Source organism: Sphingopyxis sp. L1A2A, from assembly GCF_005502465.1.
GTDB lineage: Bacteria > Pseudomonadota > Alphaproteobacteria > Sphingomonadales > Sphingomonadaceae > Sphingopyxis.
On the sequence record NZ_SCOT01000018.1, the window covers coordinates 39,348 to 59,074 of the forward strand.

Consider the following 19,727-nt stretch of genomic DNA (forward strand, 5'->3'; position numbering starts at 1 on the left):
CACAAACGGCTTTTGGGGTCGCGCTAACTCTCTAAAGCGCCTCAGCAATCGCCACCAGCGCGCGGTCGACCGCGGCGGTGGCCTGGCTGTCGGTGCCGTCGGGCATGTCGTTGGCCAGCACCGAAAAGATCAGCGTCCGCCCGCTACGCGTCGTCAGATACCCCGACAGCGCCCGCGAGGCGTTGAGCGATCCGGTCTTGGCAAATAATTTTCCTGCGAGAATCGTGCCTTTGAAGCGGTTCTGCAGAGTGCCGTCGCGCCCGGCGATCGGCAGCGTTTCGCGCCACGCTATGCTCCACGGCTGGCGGGCGATCCAGCTGAGCAAGCCGACCGCAGCGCGCGGCGAGATGCGGTTGTAGCTTGACATACCCGACCCATCCGAAAAGTCGTAGCTGGCCTCGGCCACGCCCGCCTGTGTCATGAGCTGCCGAACCGCCGCCTGCCCGTCGGCGATCGAGCCGCTGCCAGATTGGCGCGCGACGCGGCGCAGCATCAGTTCGCTGTGCAGATTCTGGCTCTCCTTGTTGATCCGCACCATATTTTCGGCGAGCGGCGGCGCGGGCAGTTCGGCGAGCATCGCGGGTTCGGCGGGCAGGCTGACCGGCGCGCCCTTGCGGACCTTTGGATCGTCGGTGGCAGTCAGCGGCCGGTGGCGGACCTCGACCGCGCCATCGACGCGCACCCCGCGCGCGCGGAGCAGTTCGGCGAGGCGCCACGCCGCATAATGCGCCGGATCATCGATGCCATAACGCAAGGTCAGCGGCGCGGCTTCGGCGCCGACCGTCCCGGTCAGGCGCAGGACGCGGCTGTTGGGCATGCGATCGGCCTCGATCGCCTCTTCCTTGCCCGCGACCGTCGTGACCCGATTTTCGATGCTGTAGTAGCCGGAGGTCTGGATCGTCGGCGCGGCGCCGACCGCGCCCGGCGCCAGTTTCACCACCAGCTCATTATCGTCGAGCGTCAGCGCCGAATTGCCGGTGCCATAGCGCGAGACGATATTGTTCCAGCTCATCCCCGGGCTCCAGCGCTCGTCGGGGAACCAGCGGTCGTCGCCGATAATGCTGCGGACCTGGCGAGTCCGGGCGGCCACCGCGTCGGCGAGGGTCTGCAGGCAATTGGCCTTGCAGTCGGCGGCGCTCGACAGGAACGGATCGCCGCGGCCGTGGAGGATGACGTCGATCGTGCCGTCGGCACCTGTTTCGAGGCGGACGCCGGTGCCTTTGGCCGCCTGCTGGAGCAACGGCAGCTGGGCATAGCCGATCGCGGTGGTGAACATCTTGGTGTTCGAGGCGGGGATGAAGCGCTGATCGGGCGCGATCGACAGCAGGATTTCGCCTTCGAGCGTGGTGACGAGCAGGCCGAAGCGCGACCCCGCCGGCCCCTCGGCCAGTTTCTGCTCGACGGTGGTCAGCAGCGGGACGGGCATGGGATCGGTCGGCGCGCGGGCATGGGCCGGGGCGATCAGCAGCGCCAAGGCAAGGACGGGTGCAAGCGATTTGAGCGAAGTTTTCATGGTATCTCCCGTGCGTCCCACGCCTTGATCAGTGCTTCGCCGACGGCGGGGCGGAGCGCCGCGATGCCGCTGTCGGCGTGGCGGGTCGGATGGACCCGGTTGGTCAGCAGCGCCCAGCCAAGGCCGCGCTCGAAATCGATCCAGAGGCCGGTGCCGGTGAAGCCGGTGTGGCCGATGGTGTCGGCTGAGCAGGCGTCCCCGCCATGCCAGCCGGCGAAGGCGCGTTCCCAGCCGCAGGTGCGGTGGCGTTCGTCGGCGCTGCGGACCTCGGCCAGCATCGCGGGCGACAGCAGCGCGCCGTCCAGCATCGCGCGGGCAAAGCCGAGCACGCCGTCGATGGTGCCAAACAGCCCGGCGTGCCCCGGCGCGCCGCCGAGCGCGAAGGCATTTTCGTCGTGGACCTCGCCTTGCATCACACGCCCGCGCCAGCGGCAGTCTTCGGTGGCGACCGCGGGGCCGGGGGGCGGACCAAAGCTGAGCCCGTCGCCGAGCGGCCAGGCCGACAGCGGCGCGCCGGTCAGACGCTCGATCGCGATGCCGAGCAGGATGAAATTGATGTCCGAATAGACCGGCGGGCCGTGGCGCCATTCGCGTTGCAGGACAAAGGCGCGCAGCCGCGCGGGGTCGTCGCCATAGGTATAGATCGGCTCGACCGCGGGCAGGAAGGTGCGGTGCATCAGGCAGTCGCGGAAGGTCAGGCGGCGCTCGGCGGCGTTCGCGACGTCATATTGGCGGAGGTCCGGGATCGCGTCGGTCAGCGGCCGGTCGAGGTCGAGGCGGCCTTCTTCGGCGAGTTTCAGGATCATCGGGGTGGTCGCGATCACCTTACTGAGCGAAGCGAGGTCGAACCAGTGGGTCCGGGTCAGCTCTTCGCGTTCGGGGACAAGCGCCGCCATGCCGGCGAAGCGCACCGCGCTCTGGCCATCGATCGAAACAATACCCAGCGCGGCGCCGGGAATCCGCCCGGCCTCGACCGCTGCCGCCACCGGCTGAAAGGCGGCGTCGATCATGGCCGATCGTCCGCCCGGGCCTTCGCCCGCCCGATCAGCGGCAGGAACAATATCGCCGCCAGGCTGATCACGCCCGAGGCCAAAAAGAACAGATCGAAGCCATTATATCCCGCCGCGTCGAGCCGCCCGACCACCGTGCCGCCCGCCCCCGACAATAATCGCGGCAACAGGAAGGCGAAGCCCGACAGAAAGGCATATTGCGCCCCCGGATAGCGCGGGTTCACCAGCATCGACAGGTAAACGACAAAGATGGCGCCGGCCATGCCATTGCCGAACTGATCGGCGGCGGTCGCGATATAAAGCAGGGTCTGGTCGTGCGGCTGATGCGCGAGCCAGACGAAGCCGAAATTGCCGAACGCCGCAAATAGCGCCCCGATCGTCAAGGTGATGCCGAAACGCCAGCGGGTCGTCATCCATCCGCCCAAGCCCACGCCGACGATACTGGCGGCCAAGGCCACCACGCCGTCGGCCCAGCCGATCTCGGTCTTGGTATAGCCGATCCCAAGGATCATCGGCTTGGACAGATTGAGCGCCAGCACGTCGCCCATGCGATAGATGGACACAAATGCCATCAACGCGATGGCGAGACCGCCGTAGCGCCAGAAGAAATCCACATAGGGGCCGAGCGCCGCCGAAGCGCGCAGCCGAGAATCGGGCGCGGCGTCGCGGATGCGCGGCAGCATCGCGGCCATCGCGAGAAAGGGCAGCATCGCAATGCCGAGCACCCACGGCGTGACATTCGTCTTGGCGCTGATGCCGATATTTGCGGCTGCGCCGAGCAAGAACCAGCCGACCGCCGCGACCAAAGCGGCAAGCGCGAGCAGGGTCACCGCGCTCGCGATCAATCCGCCCGCCAGCGCGGCTGAGCGACCACGGTCGCCGCGCCGTTCGGGCGGGAGCGCCGCGAGGATCGGCAGGGGGACAAAGGCGGCCACCGCGATCAACAAATAGGCGGCGGTCCAGCCGGGCATGATGCCCAGGGAATGCAGGGTCGGCGCCAGGCTGCCGCTGACATCCGCGAACAACAGTGCCCCGCTGCCCGCCGCAACCATCGCAGTGCGATACCCCCACAGATTCGCGGCCGCGAGCGGACCCTGCAACGCAGGCGTCGGTCCAAGCTCGACCCGCCACGCGTCGGCGGCGACCTCCAGCGTCGTGGTCCAGAAAGCGAGCAGCACGGCAAACAATGCGGTCAACGCCAGGCTATCGTCGGCCGACGTGAACGCCATCGCCAACATCGCGGTCACGATGCCGAGCTGCGACAACATGACCCAACCGCGCCTTTTTCCCCAGAAGCGCGTAAAGCCCGGCACCGCATAGCGGTCGAGCAATGGTGCCCACAGGAATTTGAAGGTCGGCAACAATTGGACCCAGGCGAAAAAGCCGATGATCGCCAGCGCGACACCATGATCGGTCAGCCGCACCGCCAGCACGGTCGAGAACATGTAAAAGGGCAGGCCGGCGGAAAAGCCGAGCAGCAGATACAGGGCGCGGACGCGTCGCTGCCCCGACCTGGCGTCGCTATCGCTCGCAAATGCTGCCGCCGGAGCCTCGGCATTTAATGCCGTTGCGGTCATTTGCCAGCCTCCGGCTCAATCGCCTTTTCCCAGCGCGCGACGACCGTCGTGACGGTCAGATTGGCACTGGCGCTTGCCACGGTGCGCGTCATGTCGAGCAGGCGGTCGAAAGGCAGGATGAAGCCAACGACAAGCGCGGTCTGCTCCGGGGTGATGCCGACCGACGACAGCACCGCCGCGAGCATGAACAGCGACGCCGACGGGATCGGTGCGGTGCCGAACGCGGCGAGCGCACCGGTCAACAGGATGATCGCGAGCATCGACAAATCCGGGCTGACGCCGATCGCCTGCAGGCTGAAAATGCTGAGCAGCCCGACGTACATAGCGGTGCCGTCCTTGCCGATGCTCGCGCCGATCGGCAGCACGGTCTTGGCAACCCCGGGGGTGATCCGCAAATCATCAAGCGCGATGCGCAGCGCGACGGGCAGCGTCGCCGCCGACGATGCGGTCGAAAAGGCGACCGCGAGCGCGTCGACGATCGTGCGGTAAAAGTGCAGCACCGGCTGGCGCGCGGCAAAGGCGATCAGCGGCAGATGGACGAGCAGGATCTGGAGGATCACCCCCGCGGCGACCGCGACCGCCAGCCAGCCGATGTTGGCGAACACCGCGACGCCATTGTCGGCGACCGCCTTGGCGATCAGCGCGAGCACGCCAAAGGGGGTCAATTCCATGACGATCCGCACCAGGTGGAACAGCACCTGCCCCGCCGATTGCAGCAGGTTCGCCATCGGGCGCCCCTGTTCGCCCGCCAGGATGACGCCAAAGCCGAACAGCATCGAAAAGAAGATGATCGCCAGCATGTCGCCATCGACCAGCGCCTGAACGATATTGACGGGAATAATGCCGACCAGCTGATCATGCAGCGATTTCGCTTCGCCCAGCGCATGCGGGACGGCGCTGCCCAGCGCGGCGCCGGCGCCCGGCTGGATCAGCAGGCCGACGGCGATGCCGATCGACACCGCGCAAAAGGTCGTGAAGGCGAACAGGCCGATCGTGCGCGCGCCGACCGAGCCGAGCTTGCGCGGGTCGGCGAGCGCGGTGACCCCCGACGCGATGCTGATGAACACGATCGGGACGACGAGCATCCGGATCAGGCGGACGAACAATTCGCCGATAATCGTCAGCGCCGATGCCGCTGCGGGCCAGGCGAGGCCCAGCGCGACGCCGATCACCATGGCACCCAAGACCCGTTGCCACAGCGGCACCGCGAACCAGCGGCGAAAAAATCCTGTCATCGGCCCTGTTGCCCCGATCGTGTCAAATCCCGCCCCAAAAGCCGGGCTGCGGCGGCGACAGCACGCCCATTGCGCCGCTGACCCCGTCGGCGCGATCCTCGGCAAGCCAGAGCGGTCCGTCAAGGTCGGCGAAAGCACTGTTCGCCGCAATCGCCCAAGCGGGGGCGATCGACAGCGACGAACAGATCATGCAGCCCGTCATCACCCCCAACCCGCGCGCCCGCGCCGTGGCCGCCAGCTCGAGCGCCCCGGTCAGCCCGCCGGTCTTGTCGAGCTTGATATTCACCACGCCATAGCCGCCGGGCAGCGTGTCCAGATCGGCGGCGACATGCACCGATTCATCGGCGGCGATCGGGATCGCCGAATGGAAACCGGCGAGGTCGCGGTCGGCATCGGCGGGCAGCGGCTGTTCGAGCAGGTCGATGCGCAGATCGGTCATCAGCCCCTGCAGGCCGCGCACCTCGTCGATCGTCCAGCTTTCGTTCGGATCGACGATCATTTTCGGTTTGGGGGCCGCGGCCCGCACCGCGTCGAGCAAGGCGGCAGGGTCGTTGCGGTCAACCTTGACCTTGAGCAGCGGCGCGTCGGCAAGCGCGGCGGCGGCGCGCGCCATATTTTCAGGGGTATCGAGGCTGATCGTCATTGCGGTGACGATCGGGCGCAGCGGGCGGTCGAGATCGAGCGCCGTCGCCAGATCACGACCCGCCAGTTGCAGTTCGAGATCCCAGAGCGCGCAATCGATCGCGTTGCGCGCGGCACTGGTGGGCATCCGCGCGAGCAGGTCCTGCCGGCCCAGCCCCTGTTCGAGTGCGCCGCGCATCGCCTCGATGGCGGCGATCGCGCTGGCGATGCTCTCGCCATAGCGCGGATAGGGGACGCCCTCGCCGCGGCCGGTCATCCCGTCCTGACCGATGGTGACGGTCACAACCTCGGCCGCGGTCTTGACCCCGCGCGAGATGCGAAAGGGCGTATGCAGCGGAAACGTCTCGGCAAAGACGGTCAGGGTGCGGGGCATCGCCGGTCGGTCAGGCTGTTGCGGCGGCGGCGGCGGGCGAATGGGCAGCGGCGCCGAGCAGCCGGTCGAGGATGGCCTCGACCCCGAAACGATAAGGATCGCTGGTCGGCAGGCCGAATTCGGCCTCGGTCGCGGTGCACAGCGCGCGCGCGTCATCCTCCGCCATCGCCGAGGTGTTGAGCGCGATGCCGACGACGCGCACCTCGGCGTTGGTCAGTCGCGCCACGCGCAGATTGGCCTCCAGCGTTTCGGATATGCCGGGCAGCGGATAGTGCGGCAGGCCGCGCATATGCGGGCGCACCGGATCGTGGCACAGGACCAGCGCGTCCGGCTGCGCGCCGTGCAGCAGCCCCGTCGACACCCCGGCGAACGAGGGGTGATAGAGCGAGCCCTGTCCCTCGATCAGATCCCAGCCATCGTCGCTGCGCGCCGGCGAAATCTGTTCGATCGCGCCCGAAATGAAATCGGCGACCACCGCATCGAGCGGCACGCCGTCGCCCGCGATCAGGATGCCGGTCTGGCCGGTGGCGCGGAAATCGGCGGCGATCCCGCGCTTGGCGAGCGCGCTGGCGAGGCAGAGCGTCGTGTACATCTTGCCGACCGAACAATCGGTGCCGACGGTCAGCAACCGCTTGCCCGCGCGCGGTTTGCCGTTGCCGATCGGGATGTCGGGGCGGGGGTCGCGCACGTCGTGAAGCTTGCGCCCCAGCCGCGCCGCTACGGCAATCAGCCGCGGTTCGGCGTTCAGCCGGTGGTGCAGCCCCGACGCGACGTCGAGCCCGGCCTCCATCGCGGCCAGCGCGTCGAGCACCAGATCCTCGCCCAGCTTGCCGCCGGCATTGGCGATGCCCAGCACCAGGGTGCGGGCGCCCGCCTTATAGGCCGCGGCAAAATCCATGCGCGGCAGGTGCAGGGTCAGCGGGCAATCGTCGTGGCGATATTCGCCGATGCAGATGTCGGGCCGGAACACCGCGAGCCCGCGCGAGGTCTTGATGTCGGCGGGGTCGGTCGAATGGCCGAGGTAGAGAAGATAAGGCGTTTCGATCATGGCTCGGGGCAACCTGCGGTACGATGAAGGGGCCAACTCTACCTCTACCTGTCGCAATGCCCCAATATCCTGCGCCTCATATGCTATAGCCTGATGCTATAATCCTTCGATCACCGTCGAGAGTTCGGCGAGGAACGCCGACGCGGTTCGCGATGGCGGGCGGTTCTGCAGATAGACCGCATTGATGTCGAAGGTGATCGCAGGCTGTAGCGGCCGACTCGCCAGTCCGGGAGACAGCGCGGCGTGGGCGGTGAAATTGTCGACAATCGCCATGCCGACCCCGGCGCTCACCAGCGCCGCGGCGACATAATAGGTGCGCGCCGACACCACTTCGTCAAGCTCGACCTCCAGCCGGCTGAGCTCGCTCGACAGCATTCGGCCGATCGGGCCGCCCTGGACCGGGCTGATGAACTTTTGCCCGCGCAGCTCGTCGAGATGCAGGCGCGGCGGCGCGGCGGGCATATCCTGTTCGCGGTAGATCACCACCAGCTCGCCCTCGCCGATCACCTGATGCGCGACGGGAGCCGACAGCGGCACTTCAAAACTGATCGCGATATCGGTTTCGCGTTCATAGAGTTTGCGGACCATTTCGTCATGATGCAGCGTCTGCAGGTCGAACATGATATCCTCATGCTCGCCCAGAAAGCGCGCGACCGCTTCGGGGATGGCGCCGAGGCCGAGCGAGGGCAGCGCCGAAATGCGCAGCAGCCCCCCGCGCCCATGACGCAGATTCTGGCACGCCTGGCGCAGCGAACGCACCCGGTCCTGAATATCCGAAACCTCGGCGAACAGCGTGTGCGCGTCCTGCGTCGGGATCAGCCGTCCCTTCGAGCGTTCGAACAGGGTCAGCCCGATCGAGCGTTCGGCGTGGCGCAGCACCTTGGTCACCGACGGCTGCGACACGTTGAGCGAGCGCGCCGCGGCACTGACCGTGCCGTGCAGGAAGACCGCGTGAAAGATCTCGATCTGGCGCAGATTCATGTCGTACTTGTCCCAGGCTGCGGGTATCGGGCTGCGAATGGCCCATCGCGTGGCCTTATGCCATTGGGTTATAGGGGCTGCAACTCCCCCCTCTGGACGCGGGGCGCCTGTTCGGGACATCCTTGGCGCCGGAAACCGACGGGCGGGCGCTTTGTGCTGTTCGCCATGGGTCGCAATCAAGGATCATGCCGATGCCATCGACTGTCTCGTTCCCGGTTCGCCGGACCATCGGCGCGCTGGCGGCGGCGGCGGCGCTGCTCAGCGTGGCCGGAGCCATGGCGCGCGCGGACGAGGCGGTCGATGTCATCATCCGCGGCGGGACGATCCATGACGGCAGTACCGGCAAGCCGGTCATTGGCGATGTCGCGATCCGCGGCGACCGGATCGTCGCTGTCGGTCGCCCGGGGCGTTATACAGCGGCGCGCATCATCGACGCAAAGGGGATGATTGTCGCGCCGGGCTTCATCGACCCACACACCCACGCCGACAGTTTCCTCCGCTCGCCTGACGCGGTGGTGCGTGTCAACGCCGCTTGGCTGCACCAGGGGGTGACTACGGTGATGATCGGGGTCGACGGCTATGGCACCCCCGATGTCGCCGCTGATAGCGGCAAACTGGCGGGGTCGGGGATCGGCACCAATATCGTGCCGTTCGTCGGGTTCGGCCCGGTGCGGCAGCGGGTGCTGGGTCAGGATGCGCGCGCGCCGAGCGCGGCGGAGCTGGGCGCGATGCAGGCGCTGGTCGCCAAAGGCATGTGCGAAGGCGCGGTGGGGCTGTCCACCGGGCTGTTCTATGCGCCGCAAAGTTTCGCCACCACCGACGAGGTCGTGGCGGTGGCGCGCGAGGCGGCGATCCGCGGCGGGCTTTACGACACCCACCAGCGCGACGAATCCAGCTACAGCATCGGCCTGCTCGGGTCGGTGGACGAGGCGATAGCGATCGGGCGGCGCGCCGGGATGCCGGTGCATTTCGCGCATCTGAAAGCGCTGGGGGTCGATGTCCACGGCCAGGCCGGCGCGGTGATCGCCGCGATCGATGCGGCGCGCCGGGCGGGGGTGGATGTGACCGCCGACCAATATCCGTGGCTGGCATCGGGATCGAGCCTCGACGCGTCGCTGTTGCCGCGCTGGGCGGTCGATGGCGGCGGCGCGGCGTTGCTGAAGCGGCTGGACGATCCCGCCACGCTGGCGCGGATTCGCGCCGAGATGCAGGACAATCTGCGGCGACGCGGCGGGCCGGGCGCGTTGCTGTTGATCGCCGAGGGCTTTCCCTGGAGCGGCAAGACACTCGCGGCAGTAGCGGACGAATGGAAGCTCGACAGCCGCGATGCGGCGCTGCGGATCATTCGGCAGGGTATCGCGGCGCCGGGCGCGAAGGTCGGCGGCACCGCGGTCGCGTCGTTCAACATGGCGCAGGCCGACGTCGACCTGCTGATGCAGCAACCGTGGATGGTGACGGCGTCCGACGGATCGGACGGCCACCCCCGCATGTTCGCGACCTTTCCCGAAAAATATGCGCGCTATGTCCGCGACCGCAAGGTCATCGGCCTGCCGACCTTCATCCGCCAGTCGACCGGGCGCACCGCCGATATCTACAAGCTCGACCGGCGCGGTTACCTGCGTCCGGGCTATTTTGCCGACGTTCTCGTATTCGATCCGGCCGCCTATGCGCCGCGCGCCGACTATGTGCGGCCGCGCGAGTTGAGCGTCGGGGTGCGGCAGCTGTTCGTCAACGGCGCGCTGGCGCTTGATGACGGCCGCGCAACGGGGGTCGCGGCGGGACGGGCGCTGCTGCGACCGCGTCCGCCGGGCTGTGCCGGGCCGTGACCCGCGACCGGCGCCCCATCGCCCCGACCGGCCGCCCTATTTGACCGGGCGGCAATCCTTCAGCCACACCAGCGACATGCCATAGTCGAGCCGGTCGAAGGTGCCGGTCAGCTCGACATGTTTGCCGGGTTTGAGCTGTAACGCGTAAACGCCCTGCCCTTTGGCCAGCAAGCAGTTGACGTTGAAGCCCGCCGACGCGCGCCCGGGAACGATGTCGGTCAGCACATTGGACAGCAGTTTCCATTCGACGCGGTACGTGTCGCCGACCGGGCCGATATAGGCGACGGGTCCGTAGAGGGTGAACGCCCGGTTCTGGTAGCGCAACTGTGCGGCAGCGTTGTTCTTGTCGGCCTGCCCGGTGATGTCCTGCGAAAAGCGCAGGACGCTCATGCGGACAGGGGCGCCGGGCGCGCTGGTCGCACCCAGCCCCTTGGCGGCGAGCGCCTCTCCCGCCTTGCCGCCCTTCAGCTGCGCCAGGATGCCGCACATTTCAGCCTTGGCCGCCGCGTCGGGGATCGCCATTCCCCCGCGCAGCTTGGCTTCCATGCGAACGGTGCCCGCGGCGTCGGCAGCGATCTCGATCGGGAAGGGCCGTGACTTGCCGGTCGCGGGTGGTTCGATCAGCATCGCGCCGCCCGCGGGCTCGGCGGCGAGGATCGCATAGCCTTTGGCGGCGACGATGCCGTTGAGCTGCCCGACCGCGCTCGCCATGCTCATGTTGGGCACGGTCGTGGTCGCAACGAAGCGCAGCCCGGTGACCGGATTGCCCTTTTTGACGAAACTCTCTTCGCAGGTTGCGGCTTGCGCCGTCCCGGCACCCAGAAACAGGCCAGCGGCCGCCAGAATGACACGCTTCACTCGATTTGCCCTTCCTTGCATCAAAGGCAAATATCATCGCTACCCCGGCGCGCCGATGCCACCGCAAAAATGTACCGGGTATCTCGCCAGCAAATGCCGGCACGGTTCAGCGATACATGTCGGTGCGCAAATGGATGCCGTGCTCGATCCAGACTTTCAGCGCGCACAGCATCTGCGACCAGCCCTGGCAATTGCCATAGCTCGCGCCGAGCGCGCCCTGATTCTCGCGCCAGCCCTCTTCGGCGATCTCGACCAGCGTCCGGCCGTCGTCGAGGCCCTTGAAACTCATCGTCACGCGCGTGCGATAGTCCGCATCCTTGGGCTCACTGCCTTCGACATTGTGCGCCTCGCCTTCGCTCGCCTGCCATTCGAGCACGATCTTCTCGTCCGCCATAACCTCGATGACATAGACCGGAAACGCACCCGGAAAATCGTGGAAGTCCCATGTCACCGTCGCGCCGTTCTCGAGCCGCCCCTTTGCGCCGCCCGTGGTGAAATAGTTCGACAGTTTCGCGGGGTCTGCGACCGCCTCGAACACCTCATGCACCGGCTTCGCGATCCGTGCCGCGACTCGAAATTTCAATTCCATCGACACTCTCCGCTTGCTTCTCGGCCATTATGTTATATATTTATAACATGTCAATCCACGACGAATATGACAAGATTTTCAAGGCGCTGGCGTCACACATCCGCCGCCAAATCCTCGACAATCTTCGCGATCAGCCGCTGACCACGGGCACGCTGTGCGGCAACTTTGTGCATCTCGATCGCTGCACCATCATGCAACATCTCAAAGTGCTGGAGGACGCCGGGCTGATCATCGCCGAACGCCGCGGCCGCACCCGCTGGAACCACCTCAACGCGATGCCGATCCAGGACATCCACGACCGCTGGATCGGCCCGCACGCTGCCGCCGCGAGCGCCAAGCTCGCTCGATTAAAACAGTCGGTCGAAACGCGTCAGCCCGTACCGAACAGCTGAGCGTGGCGATCGGCGGCGCGGCGCCACAGCCGCTGAACTTCGGGCAGCTCCATCGCGAAAATCTCGCGCCCGACCCCCGCCATTTCATCGGCCGATTCCAGCAGGCGCGTCGTTTTCCCGGCGGGTGTCAGCTGGGTGAGCACCCGGCCGCGCAGCGTCCAATGGGTGTCGCCGCGGCGCTGCTGGACTACCAGATTCTGGACGAACGGCGACCAGTCTTCGCGCGCGAGCGCCGATCGCATCGCAGCCAAGACGCCCTCGTCCGCTGCCCCGGTGGTGAAATCGAAGCCGAAGGGCGCGCCGTCGCCGACAATTTCGTCGAAGGTCCAGCGATCGCCACCAACCTGCGCCAGATGGATCGCATAGGGGCCGTCGACGCCCGTCCCCGGCGCGATCGCGACCGGCGCGGTGATCGACCCGCCGAAACCGACATCGACCAGATAGGGCCGGTCGAGATCGACCCGCAGGCAGAGGTGATTGCCCGGTCGGTCGGCGGCATCGCCGCCGCGCCGGACATCGCCGCTCAACCGAGTGACGGCATAACCCAGATCGGCGAGCAGGACGCCGAACAGCGTGTTGACCTCGTAACACCAGCCGCCGCGTTCCCGGTTCACCACCTTGTCGAAGATGGCATCGACGCTCTCCGGCGGAACGAGCCCGAGTTGGACATCGAGGTTTTCAAACGGAACGCGGTCCAGATGCGCGCGCACCAGCACGCCCAGCGCCGCCAGATCGGCCCGGACCGGCGCCACCGCACCGATCCGGGAAAGATAGCGTGTCCGATCGAAACCGGCCGGCGCGGACGCTGGGCTCACCACCCTTGCGGTTTGCCCTTATTCTGGGCGTCGAGCCATGTTTTCAGCGGCGCGAAATAATCGGCCATCGCCTTGCCCGACATTTCGCGGTTGCCGGTGAAGGCTTCGAGCGCGTCGGGCCATGGTTTCGACGCCCCCATTTCGAGCATCGCGTTCAGCCTCGCGCCGACCTCCTTGTTGCCATAGAAGGAACAGCGGTGAAGCGGCCCGGTCCAGCCTGCCTGCTTGCACGCCGCCTCGTAAAACTGGAACTGCAGGATGCGCGCGAGGAAATAGCGGGTGTAGGGGGTGTTGCCGGGGATGTGATATTTCGCGCCCGCGTCGAACGCGCCGGCGGGCCGCGCGCCCGGCGGGACGATGCCCTGATATTGGGTGCGCAATTGGGTCCATGCCGTGTTGTAGTCGGCGGGCTTGATCGTGCCGTCGAAGACGCCCCAGCGCCAGCGATCGACGAGCAGACCGAAGGGCAGAAAGGCGACCTTGTCCATCGCCTGGCGCAGCAGCAGCCCGATGTCCTTGTCGGCGCTCGGCACCTTCGCCTTGTCGAGCAAGCCGATGTCGACCAGATATTGCGGGGTGATCGACAGCGCGACGAAATCGCCGATCGCTTCGTGGAAACCGTCGTTGGCGCCGTTCAGATAGAGGAACGGCTGCTTGTTATAGGCGCGCTGGTAATAATTGTGGCCCAGCTCGTGGTGGATGGTGGTGAAGTCGTCGGCATTCACCTTGATGCACATCTTGATGCGGATATCGTCCTTGTTGTCGATATCCCACGCCGAGGCGTGGCACACGACTTCGCGGTCGGCGGGCTTGGTGAACATGCTCCGTTTCCAGAAGGTTTCGGGCAGCACCGCCATGCCGAGCGACGAGTAGAAATTCTCGCCCGCCTTGACCATGTCGAGCGGCGATTTGCCCTGCGCGGTCAGCAGTTCGCCGACATCATAGCCGAGGTCGCCCGACCCCGCAGGGGCGACGAGCGGGTAGATATTGCCCCATTCCTGCGCCCACATATTGCCGAGCAGATCGGCGCGGATCGGGCCGGTCTTGGGCTGCACCGCATCGCCGTATTTCTCGTTCAGCTTCCAGCGCGTATAGGTGTGGAGCGCCATGTAGAGCGGCTTCACTTCCTGCCACAGGCGCTCGGTCGTCTTGGCGAAATCCTCGGGCGACATGTCATAGCCCGACCGCCACATCGCGCCGGTGTTGGCAAAACCCAGCTCCTTGGCGCCTTCGTTCGCGATGCCCACCATGCGGGCATAATCATCCTTCATCGGCGCGCCGACATTGTCGTGCCAGCTGGTCCACATTTCGGCGAGCTCGGCGGGCGTCCGGTCGATATTGCCCATCTGCTCCTCGATGTCGGAGCCCGAAATTTCCTTGCCGCCGAGCGTCCCGCGGCCCTTGCCATATTGCGACTGCAGGTCGGTCGCGATCTGGTTGAGTTCGGTCGCGGCGCCGGGCTTGGTCGGCGCGGGCAGGACGAGGCCGGTGCGCAGGATATCGAGCTTGCGCCGGGTGTCGGCGCTGAGCCCCGCAACATCCTTATATTTCGCGGCTTCGAGGGCATATTTGACCGATTTTTCGGTCCCGACGGCGTTGATCCGCGCCGCCATCGCATCGGTGTCTTCGGTCAGATAGGTGCTGTTGACCCAGTTCACCTGGCTTGCCTCGACCGTATAGTCGAACAGATCCTTTTCAGCAGCAGCGATAAAGGCGTCGGCGTCGGCGGCGGTGGGCTTCGCCGCCTTTGCGGTCGATGCCGCGGGCTTCTGCTCCGCCGCCACGGCGGGGCCGGCGACGGCGAGCGACAGGGCAAGCGAAAGGCTTGAAATCATGACTTTCATGGGGTGGATCCTCTGGAATGATCGGACGGCGCTCTGCGGCGCGATGATCGAAACTTGGACCGCGTCGGCGGCGCGGTCAAGCGGTCAGGAACGCCGCCATTGCCTCACCCAGCTCGGGCTGGGTCACGCTCGACATATGGGTGCCGGGGATCGTCGCGAGCCGGGCATCGGCGAGCGCCGCGACGAGATCGGGCGCCGAGCCATTGTCCTGATCCTGCTCGCCGCACACGACGAGCACCGGCATCGTCAGCGCGGCGAGCGCCTCGGGCGGGGTGTCGGTGAAGCTGTCGAGCAAATGCCCCGCAGCGATGCGGTCGACCTTCATCGTCTTCATGAACTGGATCGACAGCCAGGTGTCGTCGCCGCGCTTCGCTGTTTCATACTCGGCGATCGCCCGCTTGAAGAACTGCCCGCGCCGCTGCCAACCGGCCAGCCCGGCGAGGCCCATGCCGCCGAGGATCAACCGGTGCGGCTTCATGCCCGCGACAACCGCGCGCACGCTGGTCCGCGCGCCGAGCGAAAAGCCGCCGAGATCGAAGTCGGTCAGCGCAAAATGCGCGACCAGATCCTCAAGGTCGCGCACCAGCACGTCGGGCGGGTAATATTCCTCCTCGTGCGGCGCGTCGCTTGATCCGTGGACGCGCAGGTCGGGCATGATGACGCGGTAGCCCTCGGCAGCGATCCGCGCCGAGGTGCCGAACTTGATCCAGTTGACCTCGCCGCTCGAGAACAGACCGTGGAGAAGGATCAGCGGCCGGCCCTCGCCGATTTCGCGCCACGCCAGCCGCACGCCGTCGCGCGCCTCGAAAAATTGGGGTTCGATCGTCATGCCCCGGCTATGCCCCTGCGGCGACCGCTTGGGCAAGGATGTTCAGCGCGGTCGCAGCCCCTTTTGCTCCATCCGCCACTTCGCCATCTCGATCCGGTCCTGCCCGAAGAAGGGCTCGCCCTCGAACACCAACGTCGGCACCCCCCAATGGCCGGCCATCTCCAGTGCGATTTGGTTGGCCGCGATTTCATTGTCGAGCGTCTGGGCGTCTTTTTCGGCCTCGGCGTCGAGCTCGGCGAGATCGAGTCCGGCGCGCTGTGCCGCGCCCGCCAGATGATCGCCGAGATGCCAGTCGCGCGCGCCGCCCCAGATCAGCTGCGCGGTCTCGTGTGCGAACGCCAGGCTCTTGCCGCGGCGCGACGCCGCCTGACCGAGCCGGGTGAGGCGATAGATATAGGGCTGCTCGGCGGCGATCTCGCGTGTCATCATGTCCTGCACGATGGGATCGGGGCGCGGCGGGCCGAACGGGATGCCGTGGAACTGCGCGACGCGGATCATGTCGCGCATCGTGTAGCTGAGCCAATTGGGGTGGTTGCGATCGAAAAAATCGGGCTGGCGGATCGCGAGCGGATAGACGGGGCGGAGGTTGATCGCCAGGTCGTGGCTGGCCGCGAGCGCGCGATAACGGGCGATAGCCAGATAGCTGTACGGCGAGCGGAAGGACCAGAAAAGGTCGGCGGTCAATGTCATCGCTCTATCCTGCCCAAAAAGCCGGTCAACGCAAGCAGTGTAAAGAAAATTTACACCATATTCGAGATTGTTGGCAACAGGATCAGGCGGTTGAACATAGTAGCATCTGCTATTATATTACATGCCATGAGTGAAACGATCGGATTCCTGCTCAACGATTCGGCGCGGCTGTTCCGCCGCGCGTTCAACGCGCGCACCCGCGACACCGGCATCACCGCACTGCAATGGCGGCTGATCACCTATCTGCGCCGTCACGAGGGGATAAGGCAGGGGCCGCTGGCCGAGCTGATCGAGGTCGAGCCGATCACCCTGTCGCGGATGATCGACCGGCTGGTCGAGGCCGATCTGGTCGAACGCCGCGCCGACCCGACCGACCGCCGCGCCTGGCTGCTGTATCTGACCCCGCGCACCGGCGACCTGCTGAACGCCATGCGCGCCGACATCGACGCGATGACCGCCGAAGCGACCGAGGGGCTGAGCGCCGCCGAACGCGACCAGCTGGTCGCGCTGGTCGAGCGCGTCCGCGCCAATTTGTCGCGCCGTATCTGCCAGAAAGAAGGGGCCGCCGCCTGATGGACCAGCTGTCCCCCGCCCGCCCCGCGTCCGACGATGCAAAAGCAGCGCCCAAGGCCGATCCGCTGCCGCCCGCCAGCGCGACGGTTGCGGCGGACGCGCAGGACGCGCCGAAGTGGCGCACCCGCTTGCTGATGTTCGGCCTGCCCGCGGTCCTGATCGCGGCGGGCGGCTGGTACTGGCTGACCAGCGGCGGGTCGGTGTCGACCGACAACGCCTATGTCCAGATGGACAAGGTGTCGGTCGCCGCCGAAGTGGGTGGCCGGATCACCGAAGTCGCCGTGCGCGACGGCCAGCAGGTGGCGGCGGGGCAATTGCTGTTCCGCATCGACGGCGAAGCCTATGCGCTGAGCGTGGCGCAGGCGACCGCGGCGATCGACGCTGCCGAGGTCGAGGTCGGCAATCTGTCGGCCAGCGCCAACACCTCGACCGTCGACATTGCCGCGGCGCGCGAGGATGTATCGTTCGCCGAGGTCAATTTCGCGCGGCAGGCGGCGCTGATGGAGAAGGGTTTCACCACCAAAGCCGCCTATGATGCGTCACGCCACGCGGTCGCGCAGGCGCGCGAGCGGGTGCGGCAGGCCGAGGCGGCGGCGATCGAGGCGCGCACCAAGCTGGCCGCGGGTCCGGCGAGCGGGGTCAACCCGCAGGTCGAAGCGGCGCGCGTCCAGCGGTCGCAAGCGCAGGTCAATCTCGCCCGCACCACCGTCCGCGCGCCGAGCGCGGGGCGCGTCGCGCAATCGGACCGGTTGCAGATCGGCCAGATGATGGTCGCGGGTCTGCCCGCGGTCACCTTGGTCGATACCGCGCATCCGTGGGTCGAGGCGAATTTCAAGGAAACCGACCTTGCCGACATGCGCGTCGGCCAGCGCGCCGAGGTGAGCTTCGATGCCTATCCGGGGCTGAAAGTGCGCGGCCATGTGCTGACCATCGGCGCGGGGACGGGCAGCGAGTTTTCGGTGCTGCCGGCGCAGAATGCGACGGGCAACTGGGTCAAGGTGACGCAGCGGGTACCGGTGCGGATCGCGTTCGACGAAAAGCCGGCGCGCGAGATGATCGCCGGGCTGTCGGCGGACGTGCGGGTGTTTACGAAGTAGCCCGATGCGCGATCTTCCCCTCCCTTCGTCATTCCCGCGAAAGCGGGAACCCAGCGAGCAGCCGTCGCTACTGGGTTCCCGCTTTCGCGGGAATGACGAAGTTTTTTCCGACTGATCATGGCCTCCCGCTCCCTCCCCGGCCGCCCTGCCGCCACTGCGCTGCCCGCCGATGACAGCGTCCCGCTGCACGCGCGCGTCCGCCATCGCGGCCTGCTGACCGTCGCGGTCATGGGCGCGTCGATCATGCAGATCCTCGACACGACGATCGCCAATGTCGCCATCCCGCATATGCAATCGGCCCTGGGCGCGACGAGCGAGACGGTGACCTGGGTGCTGACCAGCTACATCCTGGCGAGCGCGGTCGCGATGCCGATCACCGGCTGGCTGGCCGACCGCATCGGCCGCCGCGAGCTGTTTCTGGGCGCGATCTTTGGCTTCATCCTGGCGTCGATGGCGTGCGGCGCGGCGCAGTCGCTCGAACAGATGGTCGCTTTCCGCTTCCTGCAGGGGGTTTGCGCCGCGTTCATCGCGCCGTTGTCGCAATCGGTGATGCTCGACATCAACCCGCCCGAACGCCACGCGCGCGCGATGTCGATCTGGGGCATGGGGATCATGATCGGGCCGATTTTGGGACCGGTGCTGGGCGGCTGGCTGACCGAACAGGCGAGCTGGCGCTGGGTATTTTACGTCAACCTGCCGTTCGGGGTGCTGACGCTGGCGATGATGTGGGCGCTGTTGCCCGCGACGCGCCGGACCGACCGGCGTTTCGACCTGTTCGGTTTCTCGATGCTCGCGCTGGGGCTTGCGGCGCTCCAGCTGATGCTCGACCGCGGCGCGCATGCCGACTGGTTCGACAGCATCGAAATCTGGATCGAATGCGGCGTCGCGGTCGCGTGCCTGTGGATGTTCGTGGTGCATATGTTCACCGCGCGCGCGCCGCTGTTCAGCCGCGCGATGCTGGCCGACCGCAATCTGGTCACCGCGATGGGGTTCATGGTCGTGGTCGGGGTGGTGATGTTTGCGTCGATGGCGCTGCTGCCGCCGATGCTGCAGACTCTGTTCGGCTGGCCGGTGATCGATACCGGGCTGGTGCTGGCGGTGCGCGGGATCGGCATCCTGATGAGCATGTGGGTCGCGGGGCAATTGCTGGGCAAGATCGACGCGCGCTGGATGGTCGGTGCCGGGCTGGCCATCGCCGCTTACTCGCTGTGGCAGATGAGCCACTGGTCGCTGGCGATGGGGATGGAGCCGGTGATCATCAGCGGGCTGGTGCAGGGGCTGGGCATGGGGCTGATCTTCATCCCGCTCAACACGATGGCGTTCGCGACAATCCAGCCGCAGTTCCGCACCGACGGGTCGAGCCTGCTCAATCTGTTCCGCAGCCTGGGCGCCTCGATCGGCATCTCGATCGTCACCACGCTGCTCGGGTCGAACATCCAGACCAGCCACGAGGATCTGGCGGCGCATGTCACCAACAGCTCGGTCACCCTGCTCGACCCGTCAACCGCCGACCGTTTCGGCATCGCGGGCGACACCGCGCTGGCGATGGTCAATGCCGAGATCAACCGGCAGGCGGCGATGGTCGCCTATATCGACGATTTCTGGGTGATGATGTGGGTGACACTGGCGGCGGTGCCGCTGGTCCTGTTGCTGCGGCCGCCGAAGCCGGGTGGGCCGGTCGCGACGGCGGCGGATATGGGGCATTAGGGGTAGTGATGGCTTTGGGTTGGATTTAAGACGTTCCCCTCCCTTTCAGGGAGGGGTTAGGGGTGGGTGCGAGCGCTAGCGAGCCGAGGCAGAGCGCCGCCTTCGGCGGCCACCCACCCCCGACCCCT

The 19,727-nt window shown here is 66.8% G+C and carries 18 protein-coding genes; 5 read left to right on the forward strand and 13 right to left on the reverse strand.

Annotated elements, in window-relative coordinates; translation table 11 throughout:
• Positions 1–31: 31 nt before the first annotated feature.
• The 7 genes from dacB to FFS68_RS11595 form a co-directional block, all read right to left on the reverse strand.
• Positions 32–1,513 (reverse strand): D-alanyl-D-alanine carboxypeptidase/D-alanyl-D-alanine-endopeptidase, encoded by a 1,482-nt coding sequence (gene dacB, locus FFS68_RS11565; RefSeq protein ID WP_137753351.1) that lies wholly within the window; start codon positions 1,511–1,513, stop codon positions 32–34.
• A complete protein-coding gene (locus FFS68_RS11570) occupies positions 1,510–2,523 on the reverse strand; it encodes a serine hydrolase (RefSeq protein WP_137753352.1) in 1,014 nt (337 codons plus the stop codon). The genes dacB and FFS68_RS11570 overlap by 4 nt, the downstream gene beginning before the upstream one ends.
• The gene (locus FFS68_RS11575) at positions 2,520–4,100 is read right to left on the reverse strand and encodes a permease (protein WP_249340134.1); all 1,581 of its coding nucleotides are present in this window, start codon (positions 4,098–4,100) and stop codon (positions 2,520–2,522) included. The genes FFS68_RS11570 and FFS68_RS11575 overlap by 4 nt, the downstream gene beginning before the upstream one ends.
• A complete protein-coding gene (locus FFS68_RS11580; protein WP_137753353.1) occupies positions 4,097–5,335 on the reverse strand; it encodes a dicarboxylate/amino acid:cation symporter in 1,239 nt (412 codons plus the stop codon). Before FFS68_RS11580 ends, FFS68_RS11575 begins: the two co-directional genes overlap by 4 nt.
• A gap of 22 nt (positions 5,336–5,357) precedes the next feature.
• Positions 5,358–6,350 carry an N-acetyl-D-Glu racemase DgcA gene (gene dgcA / locus FFS68_RS11585; RefSeq protein ID WP_137753354.1) on the reverse strand — a complete coding sequence of 331 codons (993 nt, stop codon included), beginning with the start codon at positions 6,348–6,350 and terminating at the stop codon, positions 5,358–5,360.
• Between the two features lie 10 nt (positions 6,351–6,360).
• A complete protein-coding gene (gene dgcN, locus FFS68_RS11590) occupies positions 6,361–7,398 on the reverse strand; it encodes an N-acetyltransferase DgcN (RefSeq protein ID WP_137753355.1) in 1,038 nt (345 codons plus the stop codon).
• A 96-nt stretch (positions 7,399–7,494) separates the two neighbouring features.
• Positions 7,495–8,379, reverse strand: a complete 885-nt coding sequence (locus tag FFS68_RS11595) for a LysR family transcriptional regulator (RefSeq protein ID WP_137753356.1) — start codon at positions 8,377–8,379, stop codon at positions 7,495–7,497.
• A gap of 275 nt (positions 8,380–8,654) precedes the next feature.
• On the opposite strand from FFS68_RS11595, the gene FFS68_RS11600 reads away from it, so the two are divergent.
• Positions 8,655–10,205, forward strand: a complete 1,551-nt coding sequence (locus FFS68_RS11600) for an amidohydrolase family protein (protein WP_137753370.1) — start codon at positions 8,655–8,657, stop codon at positions 10,203–10,205.
• 36 nt (positions 10,206–10,241) lie between these two features.
• Here the strand turns inward: FFS68_RS11600 and FFS68_RS11605 are convergent, their stop codons facing one another.
• Together FFS68_RS11605 and FFS68_RS11610 are read right to left on the reverse strand one after the other, a co-directional pair.
• On the reverse strand, positions 10,242–11,063 hold the full coding sequence (locus FFS68_RS11605; protein WP_137753357.1) for a hypothetical protein: 822 nt from the start codon (positions 11,061–11,063) through the stop codon (positions 10,242–10,244).
• 106 nt (positions 11,064–11,169) lie between these two features.
• Positions 11,170–11,652, reverse strand: coding sequence for an SRPBCC family protein (locus tag FFS68_RS11610; RefSeq protein WP_137753358.1), 483 nt, complete (start codon positions 11,650–11,652; stop codon positions 11,170–11,172).
• A gap of 47 nt (positions 11,653–11,699) precedes the next feature.
• Between FFS68_RS11610 and FFS68_RS11615 the strand changes: the two genes are divergently transcribed.
• Positions 11,700–12,044, forward strand: a complete 345-nt coding sequence (locus FFS68_RS11615; protein ID WP_137753359.1) for a helix-turn-helix domain-containing protein — start codon at positions 11,700–11,702, stop codon at positions 12,042–12,044.
• Here FFS68_RS11615 and FFS68_RS11620 read toward each other — a convergent pair.
• The 4 genes from FFS68_RS11620 to FFS68_RS11635 all read right to left on the reverse strand — a co-directional run bounded on the left by FFS68_RS11620 (position 12,023) and on the right by FFS68_RS11635 (position 16,222).
• Positions 12,023–12,796, reverse strand: a complete 774-nt coding sequence (locus tag FFS68_RS11620; RefSeq protein WP_212742350.1) for an arylamine N-acetyltransferase — start codon at positions 12,794–12,796, stop codon at positions 12,023–12,025. The two genes, FFS68_RS11615 and FFS68_RS11620, sit on opposite strands and share 22 nt — an antisense overlap.
• A gap of 59 nt (positions 12,797–12,855) precedes the next feature.
• Positions 12,856–14,703 (reverse strand): M2 family metallopeptidase, encoded by a 1,848-nt coding sequence (locus tag FFS68_RS11625; RefSeq protein WP_137753360.1) that lies wholly within the window; start codon positions 14,701–14,703, stop codon positions 12,856–12,858.
• A gap of 76 nt (positions 14,704–14,779) precedes the next feature.
• On the reverse strand, positions 14,780–15,532 hold the full coding sequence (locus tag FFS68_RS11630; protein WP_137753361.1) for an alpha/beta hydrolase: 753 nt from the start codon (positions 15,530–15,532) through the stop codon (positions 14,780–14,782).
• Positions 15,533–15,574: 42 nt separating this feature from the next.
• Positions 15,575–16,222: a 2-hydroxychromene-2-carboxylate isomerase gene (locus tag FFS68_RS11635; RefSeq protein WP_137753362.1), complete on the reverse strand. Its 648-nt coding sequence runs from the start codon at positions 16,220–16,222 to the stop codon at positions 15,575–15,577.
• A 126-nt stretch (positions 16,223–16,348) separates the two neighbouring features.
• On the opposite strand from FFS68_RS11635, the gene FFS68_RS11640 reads away from it, so the two are divergent.
• The 3 genes from FFS68_RS11640 to FFS68_RS11650 all read left to right on the forward strand — a co-directional run bounded on the left by FFS68_RS11640 (position 16,349) and on the right by FFS68_RS11650 (position 19,599).
• Positions 16,349–16,795 carry a MarR family transcriptional regulator gene (locus tag FFS68_RS11640; protein ID WP_137753363.1) on the forward strand — a complete coding sequence of 149 codons (447 nt, stop codon included), beginning with the start codon at positions 16,349–16,351 and terminating at the stop codon, positions 16,793–16,795.
• Positions 16,795–17,892 (forward strand): HlyD family secretion protein, encoded by a 1,098-nt coding sequence (locus FFS68_RS11645; RefSeq protein ID WP_137753364.1) that lies wholly within the window; start codon positions 16,795–16,797, stop codon positions 17,890–17,892. The genes FFS68_RS11640 and FFS68_RS11645 overlap by 1 nt, the downstream gene beginning before the upstream one ends.
• 117 nt (positions 17,893–18,009) lie before the next feature.
• Positions 18,010–19,599, forward strand: a complete 1,590-nt coding sequence (locus FFS68_RS11650) for an MDR family MFS transporter (protein ID WP_137753365.1) — start codon at positions 18,010–18,012, stop codon at positions 19,597–19,599.
• Positions 19,600–19,727 lie beyond the last annotated feature (128 nt).